Source organism: Nonomuraea sp. NPDC001636, assembly GCF_040298265.1.
GTDB lineage: Bacteria > Actinomycetota > Actinomycetes > Streptosporangiales > Streptosporangiaceae > Nonomuraea.
The window spans coordinates 216,944-234,208 of sequence record NZ_JBEOZT010000003.1 but is presented as its reverse complement, the minus strand read 5'-3'; the positions used below and the strand labels follow the sequence as shown (position 1 = coordinate 234,208).

Here is a 17,265-nt window from a genome sequence, read left to right as displayed (position 1 = left end):
TGCCGCGTCGATTCCTCGTCTGCTCCCCGCCGCCGGCCCTCTAGCGGGCGGCGGCGTTTGAGGATTCTCCGGGTCTGACCGATCCGGGGGTGGTTGCTGCCCGCATACGGGCCCATTCCAACCACTCCATCCGGAGAACTCCTGTCATGACCCCTGTCTCCGCCCGCCGTGGCGCCGTCTACGTCTCCGTGGCCGCCACGGCCTGGGGCACCGGTGGCGCCGCCGGCGCGCTGCTGTTCGAGTCGGGCCACCTCGGCCCCGTCGGCGTCTCGCTCTGGCGCTACCTGCTCGGCGCCGCCTTCCTGCTCGCGCTCACCCGCCGCGCGGCGCGTCCGCGCCGGCTCACCTGGCACGTCCTGCCGATCGGGGCCGGCATGGCCGTCTACCAGACCGCGTACTTCGCGGCCATCGCCGGGTCCGGCGTCGCGGTCGCGACCGTCGTGACCATGGGCGCCACGCCGATCATCACCGCCCTCGGCGGGCGGCTGCTGCTGCGCGAGCCGCTCGGCCCGGTCGCCCGCGCCGCGCTGGCCGCCGCGCCGGTCGGGCTCGTGCTGCTCACCTGGGAGTCCGTCGTCCAGGCCCGCTCTCTGTCCGGCATCGGGTACGCCCTGCTGTCGGCCGCCGGGTACGCCGGCGTGACGCTCTTCTCCCGCCACCACAGGGCGGCCGACCCGCAGGCCACCGCGGTCGGCGGTTTCGTGGTCGGGGCGGCCTGCCTGGCGCCCTTCGCCCTGCCGGCGGGCGTGCTGCCCGAGCTGAGCGTGTCGTCGGTGGCGCTGCTGGTCTACCTGGGCGCGGTGCCCACCGCCCTGGCCTACGGCCTGTTCTTCCGGGCGCTCACCGCGTTGCCGGCCACCACGGTCTCGATCATCTCGCTGGGCGAGGCGGCCGGGGCGGCGCTGATCGGCGTCCTGCTGTTCGGCGAGCGGCTGACGCCGCTCGCCTGGGGCGGGTGCGCGCTCCTGCTCGCCGCGGTCGCCGTTCTCGCGCTGAAAGCGGAAACGGAGATGTGAGGTCCAGGGCCCGTGATGAGTTAAGGTCCGGTACGGCGACGCTTGCCGTATCGTCGCTCCGTTCTCTCATATCGGCATAACGGAACGGCGCCGGCGAAACGTGCGTTGGAGGAACTGTGGCCTCGATAAAGGGAATATTCAGAAACCTCCTGGATCGTCCAGGCGGCGTGAACCTGAGCCCCTATCTGAAGATCGTGCAGGCGGCCGAAGAGCGCGCCGGCCGCGTCGGGAAGCTCGACGAGCTGCCGACGCCGGCCATGGACGATCTGGCCGAGTTCTGCGCCGTCGTGCGCGAGGCCGCCGACCGCACCCTCGGGCTCAGGCCGTACGACGTGCAGTTGCTGGGCACGCTCGCCCTGCTCGACGGCAAGGTGGCCGAGATGGCGACCGGCGAGGGCAAGACCCTGTCGGGCGCCATGGCCGCCGCCGGCTACGCGTTGCAGGGCAAGCGCGTCCACGTGATGTCCGTCAACGACTACCTGGCCAGGCGCGACGCCGAGTGGATGGGCCCGCTCTACGAGGCGCTCGGCGTCAGCGTGGGCTGGATCGACCAGAACTCCACCCCGGAGGAGCGCCGCGCCGCCTACGCCAAGGACGTCACGTACGGGCCGGTCAGCGAGATCGGCTTCGACGTGCTGCGCGACCGGCTGCGCACCGACCCGGCCGAGATCATCGTGCCCGCGCCCGAGGTGGCGCTGATCGACGAGGCCGACTCCGTGCTGGTCGATGAGGCCAGGGTGCCGCTGGTGATGGCCGGCGCGGCCGACCCCGGCAGCGCGGTGCCGGAGATGGCGGCGCTGGTGCGCACGCTCGTCCGCGGCTACCACTACGAGATCGACGAGCAGGCGCGCAACGTCTACCTCACCCCCAAGGGCGCCGACAGCGTCGAGAACATCCTCGGCGTCGAGCTCTACGACGAGCACGAGCCCGGCACCCTCATCGAGCTCAACCTCGCCCTGCACGCCCACGCGCTGCTCGCCCGCGACGTCGACTACATCGTGCGCGACGGCAGGGTGCAGCTGATCAACCCCTCGCGCGGCCGGGTCGCGCTGCTGCAGCGCTGGCCCGACGGTCTCCAGGCGGCCGTGGAGGCCAAGGAGGCGCTGCCGCCGAGCGAGAAGGGCGAGATCCTCGACTCGATCACCGTCCAGGGGCTGATCCGCCGCTACCCGCAGATCTGCGGCATGACGGGCACCGCCGTCGCGGTCAACGAGCAGCTCGGGGAGTTCTACGGCCTCAAGGTCGCGGTCATCCCGTCCAACCGGCCGTGCGTGCGGCAGGACGAGCCCGACCGCATCTACCCGACCGTCCCCGACAAGGACGCCGCGCTGGTCGAGGAGATCCAGGAGGTGCACGAGACGGGCCGGCCGATCCTCATCGGCACCCTCGACGTGGCCGAGTCGGAGAACCTCGCCAAGCTCCTGCAGCGCCGCGGCATGGAACCGGTCGTCCTCAACGCCAAGAACGACGCCGAAGAGGCCACGATCATCTCCAGGGCGGGCGAGCGCGGCGCGATCACCGTCTCCACCCAGATGGCCGGCCGCGGCACCGACATCCGGCTCGGCGAGGGCGTGGCCGAGCTCGGCGGCCTCTACGTGATCGGCTCCGGCCGCCACGCCAGCAGCCGCCTCGACGACCAGCTCCGCGGCCGGGCCGGCCGCCAGGGCGACCCGGGCGGCTCGGTCTTCTTCGTCAGCATGACCGACGACCTGATCACCCAGTTCGTCCCCGACGAGCGCCCGCCCGCCCCAGACCCCGACGGCCTGGTGCGCCACCGGCGCGGCGCGTACATCGTGGGCCACGCCCAGCGGGTGGCCGAGGGCGTCAACCTGGAGATCCACCGCAACACCTGGCGCTACACCCGCCTGCTCGAACACCAGCGTGAGCTGATCCTCGAATGGCGCGACAAGGTCCTCCACGGCGACGCCGCCGCCAAGGCGCTGGCCGAGGCCGACCCCGAGCGCTGGGCCGAGCTGCCCGAGGACACCAGGGACGAGACGGCCCGCCAGATCGTCCTGCACGCCATCGACACCTGCTGGACCGAGCACCTGGCCTTCCTCAACGACCTGCGCGAGGGCATCCACCTGCGCGCGCTGGGCCGGATGAGCCCGGTCGACGAGTTCCAGCGGGAGGCCGTGGCCGAGTACAAGGCGCTGCAGGCCGAGGTCGAACGCCGCTCGCTGGAGTCGTTCGAGGCCCCCGAGCCCGACCTCAAGCGCCCGTCGGCCACCTGGACGTACCTGGTGCAGGACAACCCGTTCGGCACGGAATGGGACCGGATCCTCAAGCGGGTGACCGCCGCCACGCGTCGCGGCTGAACCCGCCGGGCGTACCTGACAGAAGATGACAGGTACGCCTGCCAGCATGGACACATGACGACGAAAGCCAAGCTCATCGCCTTCACCATCGACTGCGACGACCCCCGGAAGCTGGCCGCCTTCTACCACGAGGTGACCGGCTTCGAGATCCAGTACTCGGAGGAGGAGTACGCGGCGATCGGCGACGGCTCCACGAACATCTACTTCGGCCGCGTCCCCGGTTACAAGCCGGGCGAGTGGCCCAGCGCCGACAAGAAGTTCCATCTCGACTTCCGCGTGCCCGACCTGGACAAGGCGGTCGAGGAGTACATCGCGCTCGGGGCGGTCAAGCCGGAGTTCCAGCCGGGCGTCACCGAGGAGGGCACGCGCTGGATCGTGCTGCAGGACCCGGAGGGCCACCTGTTCTGCGTGGTTCCCGAGCAATCGTAGGGGCCGCGACGCCCCTGCGGGGGCTCAAGGATCAGCCACAAGTTCGTGCAGGTGGCGGCCCCAATTGGGCGAATTATCAGCCTAAAGAATGATGGTAGCGCTCCGCTCGGCTCTTAAGCTGGAGCAATGCTCCTGCACGGACCCCTGCCCCTGCGTGGGCGCCGATGACCTGGATCGGGCTGCTCATCGCGCTGGCCGGAGCGCTGGGATACGCGCTCGGCGCCGCCCTCCAACAGTACGAGGCCGTGGCCGCGGGCGCCTCGCTCAAGCTGGTCCGGCGCCCCCGCTGGTGGATCGGCGGCGTGATCGGCTTCGCCGGGGCGTGCCTGCACGCCGTGGCGCTCAGCTTCGCGCCGCTGGTGGCCGTGCAGCCGATCAGCGTGGCCACCCTGGTGTTCGCGGTGCCGCTGGCCGCCTTCATGTACGGGCGCAGGCCCTACCGGGCGGAGATCCTCGGCTCGATCGCCGTGGCCGTGGGCCTGCTCTGGCTCATGCTGCTGGTGCCGCAGCACAACGTCACGCCCCGGCTGAGCAGCGGCGCCGCGCTCGCCTTCCTGGGCGTCATCGCGGCGATCGCGGTGGTCTCGCAGGTGCTCGCGCGGCGCTTCCACGGGCCCGCGCGGGCGCTGCTGCTGTCGGTGGGCGCCGGCGTGGTGACGGCGAGCGTCTCGACGTTCGTGCGGGTGGTCGGCGGCGGGCTGGAGGGCGACTGGGGGCGGCTGATCCACTGGTTCACGCTGGCCGTGCCGGTGCTGCTGGTCTGCGCGGTGGTGCTGCTCCAGCGCTCGTACGCGGTCGGCTACTTCGGCATCGCCTACGCCGGCGTCCAGGTCATCGACCCGATCACGTCGGTGCTGGCGGGGGCGATCCTGCTCGGCGAACCGCTGCCCACGAGCCCGTCCACGGCCATCCCCGCCCTGCTGGCCGGGGCGCTGACCATCGGCGGCACGATCACCCTCGGCCGCCTCACCCCCGACCACTCCAAGCCGGCCCCGGCCCCCGCGCCCGTGCCCCCGGTGCTCACCTCCGCCACGGTGGCCGCCGAGGCCGCGGCCAAGGCGCCCAAGGCGCCCGAGACGGCGTCCGAGGGCGCGGTCACCGGCCGGCGGCCCGCGTCCGGTCAGTGACCGCCGCCGCCGGCGGACGCCAGGACAGCACGTCGTCCATCGAACGCAGCATCAACTCCGGGCTGAGCCGGCCCGCCACGGTCACCGCCAGGTCGCGCAGCCGTACCGCGAGCGGGTTGCGCAGCTTGGTGACCCGGCAGATCGTCATCGACCGCCGCACGACCCCCGACGTGCGCGCCAGCCGCGCGGCGGTGTAGGCGGCCAGGTCGCCGCCGGCCACGTGCGCGAGCACCACGGCGTCCTCCAGCGCCTGGCAGGCGCCCTGCCCCAGGTTCGGGGTCATCGGGTGGGCCGCGTCACCCACCAGCGCCACCTTGCCCCGGTGCAGGGCGGGCAGCGGCGTCTTCAGGTAGTGGACGTCGTTGCGGATGACCCGCGCCGGGTCGGCGGCCCGCAGCAGCGCCGGGATCGGCTCGTGCCAGCCGCCGAACCTGCGCAGCAGCTCCTCCCGCTCGTCCCCGTGGGCGGCGCCGGCGGGTGACAGGTCGGTGGCGTACAGGTAGACCAGGTCGTCGGTGAGCTGGTGGACGCCGAACACCAGCCCCCTGCCCCAGCTCTCCGACCGGGGGATCTCCAGCCCGTTCCGCGGGACGAGCGCCCGCCACGCCGTCACCCCCGAGTACACCGGCCCCGGATGGCCGGGGAAGAGCGCCCGCCGGGTCGCCGAGCGGATGCCGTCGGCGCCCACGACGAGGTCGGCCTCGATCTCGCCCGCGTCCGTGCGGACGATCCCGCGCTCGGCGTCAACACCCGTCACGGTGACGCCCAGCCGCAGGACGCCCGGGTCCAGGGCGTCGGCGAGCACGTCCATGAGGGTGGCCCGCAGCATGACGACCACCGAGTCCCCGTACCGGGCGTCGGCGTGATCGGTGGTGGTACGCGTCAGCCAGCGGCCGTCCGCCCGCCGCACGCCGAGCGGCCCCTCCACCGTGGACAGCTCGCGCACCCGGTCGCCCAAGCCCAGCGTGTCCAGCGCCTTGAGGGCGTTGGCGGCGACCGCCAGCCCCGATCCGACGGGCTCGACGGCGGCCGCCCGCTCCAGGACGCTCACCTCCCACCCCTTGCGGCGCAGGGCCACGCCGCAGGCCAGCCCTCCGATGCCGCCACCGATCACCACAGCCTTGGGCATGACGCCTCCTTGGTTACTACGTCTGTAGTGTCAGCGTACTACGCCTGTAGTTCGCTCGCACTACCCCTGTAGTATTCGGTCCGTGAAACGAGCGGACGCCGTCGCCGACACGGCCATCACCCTGCTGGCCGAGCGGGGCATGCGCGGCCTCACCCACCGCGCCGTGGACGAGGCGGCCGGGCTGCCGCCCGGATCCACCTCCAACCTGGCCCGCACCCGGGCCGCCCTGCTGGAGCTGACCCTGTCCCGGCTCACCGAGCTGGAGATGAAGGCCATGGCGATCGCCTACGAGCCGGTGTCGCTCACCCTCGACGACCTGCCCGCCCGGCTGGCCGAGGCGGTGCGCGCGCAGCTCGACGACCGCAGGCGCACCCTGGCCCGCTACGAGCTGGCCCTGGAGGCCACCAGGCGGCCGGAGCTGCGCGAGATCTACAACCGGGCGGGCCGCCACTTCCGCGACCCGGCGCCCGCCATGCTGGCCGCCCTGGGCTCGAAGGACCCGGTGCGCCACGCCCGCCAGCTCGTGGCCTTCGCGGAGGGGCTGATGTTCGACGCGATCGCGGGCGCGGGCTCCGTGCCCACCGTGGAGGAGCTCACCCTCGCGCTGCGCGACCTGCTGACCGGCATGCTGCGTGACGAGGGCGCCGGCGGATAGGTCCGCCGGCGCCCGTGTCGGCCATGCGTGGCCTCGGGCGGCCTACTTCTCGCCGCCCGCGTCCTCGCCGTCCCTCGCGTGTTTGCCGCGAGGCTCCCGGTGGCCGTCGGCCGCGCCGGACTCGGCCTCCGGCGACTCGTCCTTGGGGGGTGCCTCATGCCTGCCCATACGGGGGGACTCTCCTTCTCGTCGCCCAACAGCTCACGGTGACCGTATGACTACGGTTACGTGCCCGGCAAGGGGATTGGTTCACGATCCACGCCACGAATTCGAGAAAAATTCGCGTAACGCCGTGATCAGTCGGAATCGGGCGGCATCTGCTGCCGTCTGCCGTCGTCAGCCGGGGCAGGTCGCCCGGTAGGGCACCTCGGGCAGGTGCCGGGCCCAGTCGGCGGCCGACAGGCCCCCGTACCGGGCGCACACCGCCGACGCCGGGTCGCCGGCCGCCGGCCACCGGGCCAGGTCCAGCGTGAGCACCGTCCCGCCGGCGGCCAGCACGCGGGCCGTACGCCCGTCGTCCGCCAGCACCGCCCGCGGCGGCCGGTCCGCGCCGCCCACCGGCACCTGACGCTCGGCCAGCAGCACGCGGTCGGGGACGCGCCACACCCGCACCCGGTCGTTGTCCGTCCCGGCCAGCAGCCGCCCGTCCGGGCTGAAGCGCAGGTGGCCGGGGGAGGGGCGCAGCCGGGTGCCGAGCACGGGCACGCCGTCCAGGTCGTAGATCTGGATGCCGGTCTCCTCGGCGATGGCCACCCGCTCGCCGTCCGGCGCGAACGTCGTGTACTCCCACGGCATCCGGTCCAGCCACGGCGCGGGCGTGACGCGGTCACCGCGCCTGATCGCCGAACGCCGGCCGTCGAACGTCAGCGCCACCCGGTCACCGGGACCGGCCACCGCGTACTCGCCGACGAAGGCCGCCCGGCGGGCCCGCAGGTCCCAGGCCCACCGCTCGCCCGACTGCCGGGCCGCCGCGAACAGCAGCCCCCCACCCGGGCTGAACCACGCCGACTGCTCGCCCGGCGCCCCCAGCCCCCTCCCGAACGGCGGCCCCACGCCCCGCCCCGACGCGGTGTCCCACAGGTACGACCGGTCCACGCCGACGAAGGCCAGCGTGCGCCCGTCGGGGGACCAGGCCATCGCCCGCACGCTCTGCTCGGGACCGGCCGTCTCGGCGATCCGCCGGTGCCCGGGGACGTCGTAGACGCGTACGGTGTCGTCGGTCAGCGCGGCCAGCCGGGAGCCGTCGTCGCTGATCGCGTACAGCGAGCGCGGCCCGGCGTACGGGTCGGTGAAGACGTCCACGGCCGGATCGGCGGCCGCCGCCGTCAGCGCCCGCCGCGCCTGCGGCACCTGGGCCAGCCGCCAGGCCGCCAGGCTCAGCCGGCGCGCGGTCACCGGATCGGCCACCCGCAGCGCTTCGGCCCGCGACGCGGCGACCTTGGCCATCGCCTGCTCCAGCCGCCCTTCGGCGGCCCCGCGCTGCCACACCGCGAGCAGCGCCGCCAGCAGCGCGACCGACAACAGGCCCGACAGCAGCCCGACCATGAGCCTCCGGCGCCTGCGCGCGCCGCCGCGGGCCCGCGCGAGGCCCTCGTCCAGGAAGGTCTGCTCGCCGGGGCTCAGGGTGACCCGCCGCCGTCCGCCGGCCGCCCACGCCATCGCCCGGTCGAGGGGTTCGCCCTGGAAGAGGTCGGACTCGCGGCGCCCGCCCGCCTCCCAGGCCCGTGCCGCCCTGGCCAGCTCGCGGTGCACGGCCAGGCCCTCCCGTTCGCCGTCCAGCCATTCGTGCAGGCGCGGCCAGGCCCGCAGCAGCGCCGTGTACGTGATCGTGAGGGATCCCCGGTCGCCGATCGTCAGGATTCCGGCCTTCCCGTACGCCTCCAGCACCCGGTCGATCGCGGCCACCTCGTCGGGGGCGCGTCCGGCGACCAGGTCGTCGCGGAGGGCGGGGGCCACGGTGTCGGCGCCGGACTCGTCGAGGCCGACCAGGCGCAGGAAGACCTCGGGCACCAGATCCTGGTCCGCCCGGCAGAGCTGGAGGTAGAGGGCCTCGGCGCGGACGCCGAGCGGCGGGTCGTCGACGGGCTCCGGCGGCAGCAGGCGGCCGAGCTGGGACTGCGGGGCGTCGAGCAGGGACATGAGCAGGTGGCGGGCGTCCGGGCGGCGCTCGGGGTCGTCGTGGAGCGCGGCGGCGACCAGGCCGCGTAACAGCCGGTCGAGGCGCTCCCCGTTGCCTAATCGCTCGGTCAGCCCGTACGCGGCGAACAGCAGGACGCGCCCCCACGCCCGGACGTCGTCCGCCGGGCCGGCCTCGGCGTCGGCCAGCCCCAGCCCGACCAGGCGCGGCCCCTCGGCGCCTAAAATGATCTTGTCGGGCGTGAGCGACCCGTGCACCGCCCCCGCCTCGTGCACCGCGGCCAGCGCGGTGGCCGTGGCGGCGGCCAGGCGGTAGAGGTCGTCACCGGCGAAGGGGCCGTGCCGCTCGACGACCTGGCGCAGCGTCGGCCCCTCGATGTACTCGCTGACCAGATACGGCGGATCGCCCTGCGGGCACGCCTCCACCAGTCGCGCCGCGTGCACCGAGCGCACCTCCGGGACCGTCGCGTACGCGCCCGGTCCGGGCAGGTGGAGGGCATGGCGACCGCCCGACTCGTCGTAGGCCTCGCGGACGGTGGTCCGCCCGCCGCCGTCGAGCCGGGCGCCGAGCCAGTAGCCTCCCAGCCGATCAGTCATGCGGGATTAGATGCCGCCTTCCGTTCAGCGGTTCAGTCGAGCCCGGTGCTCCGGCCACTCCTCTTCGAGGATGCCGAAATAGACCGTGTCGCGCCAGGTGCCGTCGGGCCTTCTCCGGTGGCGGCGCAGGGTTCCCTCGTGCACGCCGCCGATCCGCCGGATGGCGGCCTGGGAGCGCAGGTTCAGCACGTCGGTCTTGAGCAGGACCCGGTTGAATCCGAGTCCGAAGGCGTGGTCGAGCAGCAGCAGCTTGCAGTTGGTGTTCACCGCGGTGCGCCAGTGGGCGCGGCCGTACCAGGTCCAGCCGATCTCGACGCTTTCGTCGAAGCCGGGAACGTCGATGTAGGTCGTCCAGCCGCCCGGCCGCCCGGTCTCCTTGGGGATCACCGCGAACGGCACGTGCCGGTCGTCGCCGATGAGCGCGCGGGCCGCCCTGGCCAGGTCCTCCTCGGTGCGCGGGGTGGCGATCGGCAGCCAGCGCCACAGCTCGTCGTCCCCGCCGCCGGCGGCGAACAGGTCGGGGACGTGGTCCAGGGTGAGCGGTTCGAGGCGCACGACGTCGTTCTCCAGCACCACGGGCGCGGGCAGCTTGGCGGTCATGCCGCCACGATAGGCGGCGGTCCCGTCGCAGGTTGACGGCCACCTGGCCCTTTTTGCGGGGAACCACCTGTCGACATCCATACCGGCCGGTCGGTAGGCTCACCGGCATGGACTTCGCCTTCGACACCGTCACCGAGGACCTGCGCGAGCGCCTGCTCCGCTTCATGGACGAATGCGTCTATCCGGCCGAGCCCGCCTTCGAGGAGCAGGCCGCGGCCGCCGGCTGGAGCCCGCCACCGCTGCTCGACGACCTCAAGGACGAGGCGAGGAAGCGCGGCCTGTGGAACCTGTTCCTGCCCGGCGCGCACGGCGCCGGCCTGACGAACCTCCAGTACGCCCCGCTGGCCGAGATCATGGGCCGCAGCCCCAGCATCGCCCCCACCGCCACCAACTGCGCCGCCCCCGACACCGGCAACATGGAAGTGTTGTCGATGTTCGGCAGCCAGTGGCAGCGCGAGGAGTGGCTGCGCCCGCTGCTCGACGGCGAGATCCGGTCGGCGTTCGCGATGACCGAGCCCGACGTCGCCTCCTCCGACGCCACCAACATCGCCACCTCGATCGTCCGCGACGGCGGCGAGTACGTCATCAACGGCCGCAAGTGGTTCATCTCCGGCGCGATGAACCCCAACTGCAAGATCTTCGTCGTCATGGGCAAGACGAACCCCGACGCGCCCAAGCACCGGCAGCAGAGCATGGTCCTGGTGCCGCGCGACACCCCGGGGCTGCACGTCAAACGCGGCATGCACGTCTTCGGCTACACCGACGCCGACCACGGCGGCCACGCCGAGGTGATCTTCGAGGACGTGCGCGTACCGGCCGAGAATCTGATCGGCGAGGAGGGCGGCGGCTTCGCCATCGCGCAGGCCAGGCTCGGCCCCGGCCGCATCCACCACTGCATGCGCCTGATCGGCATGGCCGAGCGCGCGGTCGAGCTGATGTGCGAGCGGGCCCTGGCCAGGACGGCGTTCGGCAAGCCGGTCGCCCAGCAGGGCGTGGTCCAGGACTGGATCGCCGAGTCCCGCATCAGGATCGAGCAGCTGCGCCTGCTCGTGCTCAAGACCGCCTGGCTCATGGACACCGTGGGCAACCAGGGCGCCCACACCGAGATCCAGGCCATCAAGATCTCCACCCCGATCACCGTCGAATGGATCCTGGACAAGGCCATCCAGGTGCACGGCGCGGGCGGCGTCTCCCAGGACTTCCCGCTGGCCGCGCTCTGGGCGGGCGCCCGCTCCCTGCGCCTGGCCGACGGCCCCGACGAGGTGCACAAGCGGTCCCTGGCCTATCGCGAGCTGAAGAGGTTCATGTGAACGAAGCGCAGATCAAGGAGCGCGTGCGCGCGTTCCTGGGCGAGCACGACCCCGCGGGGGACCGGCTGGAGTTCCTGCGGGCCAGGTTCGACGCCGGGCTGGCCTGGGTCTGGTTCCCCGGAGGGCTCGGCGGCCTCGGCGCGGCCAGGGAGCTGCAGCAGGTGGTCGAGCACGAGCTGGCCGGCACGCCGCAGATCAACGGCGGCGTCCAGGGCATCGGTCTCGGCATGGCCGCGCCGACGATCCTGGCGTTCGGCACGCCGGAGCAGAAACGGCGCTTCCTGCGCCCGCTGTGGACCGGCGAGGAGATCTGGTGCCAGCTCTTCAGCGAGCCCGGCGCCGGCTCCGACCTGGCCACGCTGGCCACCCGCGCGGTCCGGGACGGCGACGAGTGGGTGGTCGACGGCCAGAAGGTCTGGACGTCGGGCGCCCACCACTCCCGCTGGGCGATCCTGGTCACCCGCACCGACCCGGACGTGCCCAAGCACCGCGGCATGACGTACTTCGTCTGCGACATGCACGCCCCCGGCGTCGAGGTGCGGCCGCTGCGGCAGATCACCGGCGAGGCCGAGTTCAACGAGGTGTTCCTGACCGGCGTGCGGCTCTCCGACGACCTGCGGCTGGGCGAGGTCGGCGACGGCTGGCGGGTCGCGCAGACCACGCTGATGAACGAGCGCGTCGCGATCGGCGGCGCGCCCGTGCGGCGCGGCGGCGGCATGGTCGGCGCGGTGCTGGAAGCCTGGCGCGCGAACCCCGAGCTGCGCACCCACGACCTGCACCAGCGGCTGCTGGCGCTGTGGGTGGAGGCCGAGGTCACCCGCCTGTCCGGGGCCCGGCTGCGCGAGCAGCTCGCCGCCGGCCAGCCCGGCCCCGAGGGCTCGGGCATGAAGTTGTCGTTCGCCAAGCTCAACCAGGCGCTGTCCGGCTTCGACGTCGAGCTCCGCCGCGACCTGGGCTACGACGACTGGACGTTCCGCCGCTCGGAGGACGTCGACTTCTACGGCCGCGGCCCCGGCTACCGCTACCTGCGGGCCAAGGGCAACTCGATCGAGGGCGGCACGTCCGAGATCCTGCGCAACATCATCTCCGAACGGGTGCTCGGCCTGCCCTCCGAGCCCCGCGTCGACAAGGACGTGCCCTGGAAGGACCTGCCGCGATGACTCTGCTCTACTCCGAGGTCGAGGAGGAGCTGCGGGCCGCCGTGCGCGGCCTGCTCGCCGACCGCTGCCCGCCCGCCGCGGTGCTCGGGCGCGTCGAGTCGCAGCCCTACGACCTTGACCTGTGGAAGACGCTGGCGGGCGAGATCGGCGTCGCCGGGCTCCTCGTGCCCGAGGAGCTGGGCGGCGCGGGCGCGTCGGCCAGCGAGGTGGCCGTCGTGCTGGAGGAGCTGGGCCGGGCCGTGGCGCCGGTGCCGTTCCTGACCAGCGCGGTGCTGGCCACCAAGGCGCTGCTGCCCACCGGTGACGCCCTGCTCGGCGAGCTGGCCGAAGGACGCAGGACGGCGGCGCTGGTCGTGTCGTTCGCGGCCTCGCCGTACCGGCCGGGGCGCGGGTCGTCGCTGCGGCTGGCGAGCGGGCGGCTGTCCGGCGCCGTCACCGGGGTGGCCGGCGCGGACGTGGCCGACGTGCTCCTCGTCCCCTTCGAGGGCAGGCTGTACGAGGTCGAGGGCGCCACCGTCGAGGTCGTGCCCTCGCTCGACCTGACCAGGCCGGTCGCCACCGTCACGCTCTCCGGGGCGGAGGTGCGCGACGTCGGTGCGTGCGACCTGGCCGGCGTGCTGAGGTTCGGGGCCGGGCTGCTGGCCTCCGAGCAGTTCGGCGTGGCCGAGTGGTGCCTGGACACGACGCTCGCCTACGTCAAGGAGCGCCACCAGTTCGCCCGGCCGGTCGGCTCGTTCCAGGCGGTCAAGCACCGGCTGGCCGACCTCTGGCTGGACGTGGTCAGGGCCAGGGCCGCCGCCCGCGGCGCGGCCGCCGATCCCGGGGACATCCCGGTCGCGGTGGCGCAGTCGTGGAACGCGGGGGTGGCGGTGCACGCCGCCGAGGAGGCGGTGCAGCTCCACGGCGGGATCGGGATGACCTGGGAGCATCCCGTGCATCTGTATCTCAAGCGCGCCAAGGCCACCGAGATCGCGCTCGGCACGCCCGGCGACCATCGGGAGGCGCTGGCCTCACTCGCCGGCGTCCCCGGCCCCGAGGGAGTTCAGCAGTAGGTCGGCGAAGTGCTTGCCCACCTGGGCGCCGGTCAGCGGCCCGTCCGCGTGGAACCAGGTGCCCAGGTGGTGCACCGAGCCGAAGAAGTAGTCCACCACCAGCTCGGCGGGCACCCGGGCGCTGAGCACGCCCGTGCGCTGCCCCTCGGCCACCAGGTCGCGGAAACGTTCGTGGTAGCGGCGGCGCTCGGCGCGCACGGTTTTCTGCTTCTCGGTCGCGAGCAGGTGCATCGACCGGAAGAAGATCTTGGAGTCGTCGAGGTTGGCGGTCGTCGTCTCCACGACGTCGGCCGCGGCCCGGTGCAGCCGCTCGCGGACCGGGCCGGGGCCGTCGGCGATGCGCGTCAGCCGGTCCATCTGCATGCGGAGCAGGCGGGCGTAGATCTCGTGCAGCAGATCGTCTTTTGAGTCAAAATAGTGGTACATGGCGCCCTTGGTGACGCCGGCCGCCTGGACGATCTCCTGGACCGAGGTCCCCTCGAATCCACGTGCCGCGAACAGCCGGGTCGCCTCGGCGAGCAACCGCTGCCGAACGGGTTCTTCCTTCACATCGTCCCCCTTGTCACCCGCCTTAGCATACCGACTGGTCGGTTGACGGTCTTGCAGGTTTTATTTGCGTCACCTTAGGCTCACCTTGGTTCGTGCTTGGGTATGCCTTATGCCGGCGAGGGATCTTCGGAGTGGCAGATCCTGAGGGTTTCTACTCATTCGGGGAGTTTGCCGTGCCCGGTGGCTCTATCTACGTGCAGCAGGACGAAAAGTACACAGGCTCATCCCCGCAGTGGTGGTACGAGAAGTTCTGGCGTGAGGACGCGCCCAACCGGCGCCGGTCCCGGTACGTCAAGGCGGGCGTGGGCGCGGTGGCCGGCGTCCTGCTCGCGCTGCGGTTCGGCTCGGAGTACATGCTGTTCTGGGGGGCCGTCACCGCGGGTCTCGTGGCCGCCGTCGACTGGTACATCGACTGGCGCGCCTTCCGCGCGACGGCCGTCTGGCGCGGCGCCCGGCGCGGCGAGCTGATCACCGGCCGGCTGCTGCGCAGGCAGCTCGCCCGGCGCGGCTACCAGGTGCTCGACGGCCGCGCGATCCGCGACCAGGCCTCCATCGACCACCTCGTGATCGGCCCGACCGGCATCTGGGTCATCGACAACGAGTCCTGGAGCCCCGACACCGAGATCGGCTGCTACAACGGCAGGCTGTTCTTCAGCGAGAAGTACGGCACCAAGTGGGCCAAACCGCTGGTGGACACCGCCGAGGCCTTCGCCGAGCTGCTGACCCGCGAGACCGGGATCGAGGTCACGATCTCGCCCATGCTGGCCGTCCACTGCGGGCTGCTGCCGCGCGGCGGCGTCGTGGTCGGCGAGGGGCTCACGCTGCTCAAGCCGCGCCTGGTGGCCAGGCGCATCAAGGCGGTCGACGGCGTGGTGTTCACCGACGAGCAGGTCGAGCTGCTGGCCCGCACCGCGGCCAGGGAGCTGCACAAGGTCTGACCGCCGTCAGGCCAGCGTCTCGATGAACGCGGTGAGCTGGGCGACGTTGCGGCACTCGTGCATCTCGACCACGGTGCCGTACTCGCTCGCGACCGAGTCGCCGGTGTCCCACTGCTGCCTGGGCTCGGGGTTGAGCCAGTAGGCGTGGCGGGCCCCCGACGTCAGGCGCCTGAGCACGTCGAGGGCCGGCGGCTGGTAGTTGGAGCGGGCGTCGCCGAGGATCAGCAGCGAGGTCCTGGGGCCGATGGCGTCGGCGTGGCGCTCGGCGAAACCCTCCAGGGCGTGGCCGTAGTTCGTGCGTCCGAAGCGGGACATGTCGGCCTCGTCCGCGAGCCGCGTCATGGCCTCCACGACGTCCGCGCCGGGCACGAAGAAGCGGGTGATCTCGTCCACCCGGTCCACGAACCCGAACGCCCGCACCTTCGTGAACTGCTCCCGCAGCGCGTACGTCAGCAGCAGCGTGAAATGGGCGAACGACGAGACCGAGTCGCTGGTGTCGCAGAGGATGACCAGCTCGGGCTTGTGTGGCCGGGGCGGTTTGAAGTGCGTGGTCAGCGGCACGCCGCCGCTCTGCAGCGAGGCCCGTACGGTGCGCCGGAAGTCCAGCCGCCCCCTGCGCCCCTTCCTGTGCTTGATCGTCAGCCGCGCGGCCAGCCGCCTGGCCAGCGGATGGACCTCCTTGCGCAGCCTGGCCAGGTCGGCCCTGGTGATGCGGAGGAAGTCGATCTGGTCGAGCGGCGGGCGCACGGCCGAGCGGGCGATGCGCTCGATCCCCGAGTCCTCGGCGATGCGCCGGCGCACGTCGGTGGCCACGGCCTCCTCGAACCGCCGGACGTTGCCGTTGACGCGCTGCCGCACGGTCTTCTCGGCCAGCCCGCCGCGTTCCTGCCCGGCCAGCACGTTCTGCAGGATGCGGGCCATCAGCGTCTCGGGCGACAGGGCGCGCAGGACGCTGTAGGAGAACCAGTTCTGGCGGCCGGGCCCGGTGGTCTGCTGGCGGCCGAACCGCTCGACCATGGCCTGGGCGAACTCCCGCAGCTCGGCGTCCGTGCTGCCGGTGAGCAGCTCCGCCAGGCGCTCGCGCAGCTCGTCCACGGGGGCCGTGCGCGGGTCCAGGCGGGCCTCGGCGGGGCGGGGGGCGTACATGCCGGTCGTGGACGACGGGAACCACAGGTCGAACAGCACGTCGAAGCCGGGACGGTAGGCCGGCTTCTTGACCAGCGTGGCCGCGTAGGCGGCGCGCAGCGACTCCCGCTCGCTCAGGTCGATCACCCGCAGCGCGCGGGCCGCGTCGAGCCCCTCGGCCAGCGACACCGGCAGGCCCGCCTCGCGCAGCGCGTGCACGAAACCGACATGCCGGTCCACCAGCGATCCGCGCTCAGGCATCCGGCAGCCCCAGCTCCTTGATCGCCCGGGTCTGGTCGGAGGCGTGCTTGAGCACCACGCCCAGCGTCCCGGCCACCGTCGCCTCGTCCAGCTCCTCGCGGCCGAGGGCCAGCAGCGTGTTGGCCCAGTCGACGGTCTCGGCGACCGAGGGCGCCTTCTTCAGCTCCAGCGCCCGCATGGTGGCCACCGTCCTGGCGAGCTGCTCGGCCAGGTCGGCGCGGATGGTCGGCACCTGCGCGAGCACGATGTCGCGCTCCCGCTCCGGCGTCGGGTACTCGATGTGCAGGTAGAGGCAGCGCCGCTTGAGCGCCTCGGACAGCTCGCGGGTGGCGTTGGAGGTCAGCAGCACGAACGGCCTGCGGGTGGCGGCGATCGTGCCCAGCTCGGGGATGGTGACCTGGAAGTCCGACAGCAGCTCCAGCAGCAGGCCCTCGACCTCGACGTCGGCCTTGTCGGTCTCGTCGATGAGCAGCACGGTGGGGGCGGCCGACCTGATCGCCTTCAGCAGCGGGCGTTCGAGCAGGAACTCCTCGGTGAAGATGTCGTCGTCGGCGCTGGTGGCCTGGATGCGGAGCAGCTGTTTCTTGTAGTTCCACTCGTACAGGGCGCGGGCCTCGTCGAGACCTTCGTAGCACTGGAGGCGGACCAGCTCGGCGCCCGTCGCCTGGGCCACGGCCTTGGCGAGCTGCGTCTTGCCCACGCCGGCGGGCCCCTCGACGAGCAGCGGCTTGCCCAGCGCGGCGGCGAGGAACACCGAGGTGGAGATGGCGTCGTCGGAGAGGTAGTCCACGGCGGCGAGCCGCGCCGTCACGTCGGCGGGCGAGTCGAACATCGATGCTCCCTGTCTGCAGGCCGAACTTTAT

Annotated in this window: 16 protein-coding genes; 9 read left to right on the top strand and 7 right to left on the bottom strand. The window is 72.7% G+C overall.

What is annotated here, in order from left to right; all coding sequences use genetic code 11:
* Window positions 1-146: 146 nt before the first annotated feature.
* From ABT158_RS08135 to ABT158_RS08120, 4 genes are all read left to right on the top strand, one after another.
* Complete coding sequence (locus ABT158_RS08135; protein WP_352352061.1) at window positions 147-1,016, top strand: DMT family transporter; 870 nt, start codon at window positions 147-149, stop codon at window positions 1,014-1,016.
* 167 nt (window positions 1,017-1,183) lie between these two features.
* On the top strand, window positions 1,184-3,334 hold the full coding sequence (gene secA2 / locus ABT158_RS08130) for an accessory Sec system translocase SecA2 (RefSeq protein ID WP_352352060.1): 2,151 nt from the start codon (window positions 1,184-1,186) through the stop codon (window positions 3,332-3,334).
* A gap of 54 nt (window positions 3,335-3,388) precedes the next feature.
* Window positions 3,389-3,763, top strand: a complete 375-nt coding sequence (locus ABT158_RS08125) for a VOC family protein (protein WP_352352059.1) — start codon at window positions 3,389-3,391, stop codon at window positions 3,761-3,763.
* Window positions 3,764-3,927: 164 nt separating this feature from the next.
* Window positions 3,928-4,890 (top strand): DMT family transporter, encoded by a 963-nt coding sequence (locus ABT158_RS08120; RefSeq protein WP_352352058.1) that lies wholly within the window; start codon window positions 3,928-3,930, stop codon window positions 4,888-4,890.
* On the opposite strand, the gene ABT158_RS08115 is transcribed toward ABT158_RS08120, so the two are convergent.
* Window positions 4,859-6,019, bottom strand: a complete 1,161-nt coding sequence (locus ABT158_RS08115) for an FAD-dependent monooxygenase (protein WP_352352057.1) — start codon at window positions 6,017-6,019, stop codon at window positions 4,859-4,861. The genes ABT158_RS08120 and ABT158_RS08115 overlap by 32 nt on opposite strands.
* An 82-nt stretch (window positions 6,020-6,101) precedes the next feature.
* On the opposite strand from ABT158_RS08115, the gene ABT158_RS08110 reads away from it, so the two are divergent.
* On the top strand, window positions 6,102-6,674 hold the full coding sequence (locus tag ABT158_RS08110) for a TetR/AcrR family transcriptional regulator (protein WP_352352056.1): 573 nt from the start codon (window positions 6,102-6,104) through the stop codon (window positions 6,672-6,674).
* 42 nt (window positions 6,675-6,716) lie between these two features.
* On the opposite strand, the gene ABT158_RS08105 is transcribed toward ABT158_RS08110, so the two are convergent.
* From ABT158_RS08105 to ABT158_RS08095, 3 genes are all read right to left on the bottom strand, one after another.
* On the bottom strand, window positions 6,717-6,842 hold the full coding sequence (locus ABT158_RS08105) for a hypothetical protein (protein ID WP_352352055.1): 126 nt from the start codon (window positions 6,840-6,842) through the stop codon (window positions 6,717-6,719).
* Between the two features lie 168 nt (window positions 6,843-7,010).
* A complete protein-coding gene (locus tag ABT158_RS08100) occupies window positions 7,011-9,407 on the bottom strand; it encodes an nSTAND1 domain-containing NTPase (protein ID WP_352352054.1) in 2,397 nt (798 codons plus the stop codon).
* A 24-nt stretch (window positions 9,408-9,431) separates the two neighbouring features.
* On the bottom strand, window positions 9,432-10,007 hold the full coding sequence (locus ABT158_RS08095) for a GNAT family N-acetyltransferase (protein ID WP_352352053.1): 576 nt from the start codon (window positions 10,005-10,007) through the stop codon (window positions 9,432-9,434).
* A gap of 107 nt (window positions 10,008-10,114) precedes the next feature.
* On the opposite strand from ABT158_RS08095, the gene ABT158_RS08090 reads away from it, so the two are divergent.
* From ABT158_RS08090 to ABT158_RS08080, 3 genes are read left to right on the top strand one after another with little or no spacing between them, the layout of a single operon-like run.
* On the top strand, window positions 10,115-11,317 hold the full coding sequence (locus ABT158_RS08090) for an acyl-CoA dehydrogenase family protein (protein WP_352352052.1): 1,203 nt from the start codon (window positions 10,115-10,117) through the stop codon (window positions 11,315-11,317).
* Window positions 11,314-12,477, top strand: coding sequence for an acyl-CoA dehydrogenase family protein (locus tag ABT158_RS08085; RefSeq protein ID WP_352352051.1), 1,164 nt, complete (start codon window positions 11,314-11,316; stop codon window positions 12,475-12,477). Before ABT158_RS08090 ends, ABT158_RS08085 begins: the two co-directional genes overlap by 4 nt.
* Window positions 12,474-13,529 (top strand): acyl-CoA dehydrogenase family protein, encoded by a 1,056-nt coding sequence (locus ABT158_RS08080; RefSeq protein WP_352352050.1) that lies wholly within the window; start codon window positions 12,474-12,476, stop codon window positions 13,527-13,529. Before ABT158_RS08085 ends, ABT158_RS08080 begins: the two co-directional genes overlap by 4 nt.
* Here the strand turns inward: ABT158_RS08080 and ABT158_RS08075 are convergent.
* Window positions 13,488-14,078, bottom strand: a complete 591-nt coding sequence (locus ABT158_RS08075; protein ID WP_352352049.1) for a TetR/AcrR family transcriptional regulator — start codon at window positions 14,076-14,078, stop codon at window positions 13,488-13,490. The genes ABT158_RS08080 and ABT158_RS08075 overlap by 42 nt on opposite strands.
* Window positions 14,079-14,251: 173 nt before the next feature.
* On the opposite strand from ABT158_RS08075, the gene ABT158_RS08070 reads away from it, so the two are divergent.
* On the top strand, window positions 14,252-15,016 hold the full coding sequence (locus tag ABT158_RS08070) for a nuclease-related domain-containing protein (protein ID WP_352352048.1): 765 nt from the start codon (window positions 14,252-14,254) through the stop codon (window positions 15,014-15,016).
* A gap of 6 nt (window positions 15,017-15,022) precedes the next feature.
* Here ABT158_RS08070 and ABT158_RS08065 read toward each other — a convergent pair whose 3' ends face one another.
* Entirely contained in the window at window positions 15,023-16,402 is a 1,380-nt protein-coding gene (locus ABT158_RS08065; protein WP_352352047.1) for a vWA domain-containing protein, read from the bottom strand.
* The gene (locus ABT158_RS08060; protein WP_352352046.1) at window positions 16,395-17,234 is read right to left on the bottom strand and encodes an AAA family ATPase; all 840 of its coding nucleotides are present in this window, start codon (window positions 17,232-17,234) and stop codon (window positions 16,395-16,397) included. Before ABT158_RS08060 ends, ABT158_RS08065 begins: the two co-directional genes overlap by 8 nt.
* Window positions 17,235-17,265: the final 31 nt, after the last annotated feature.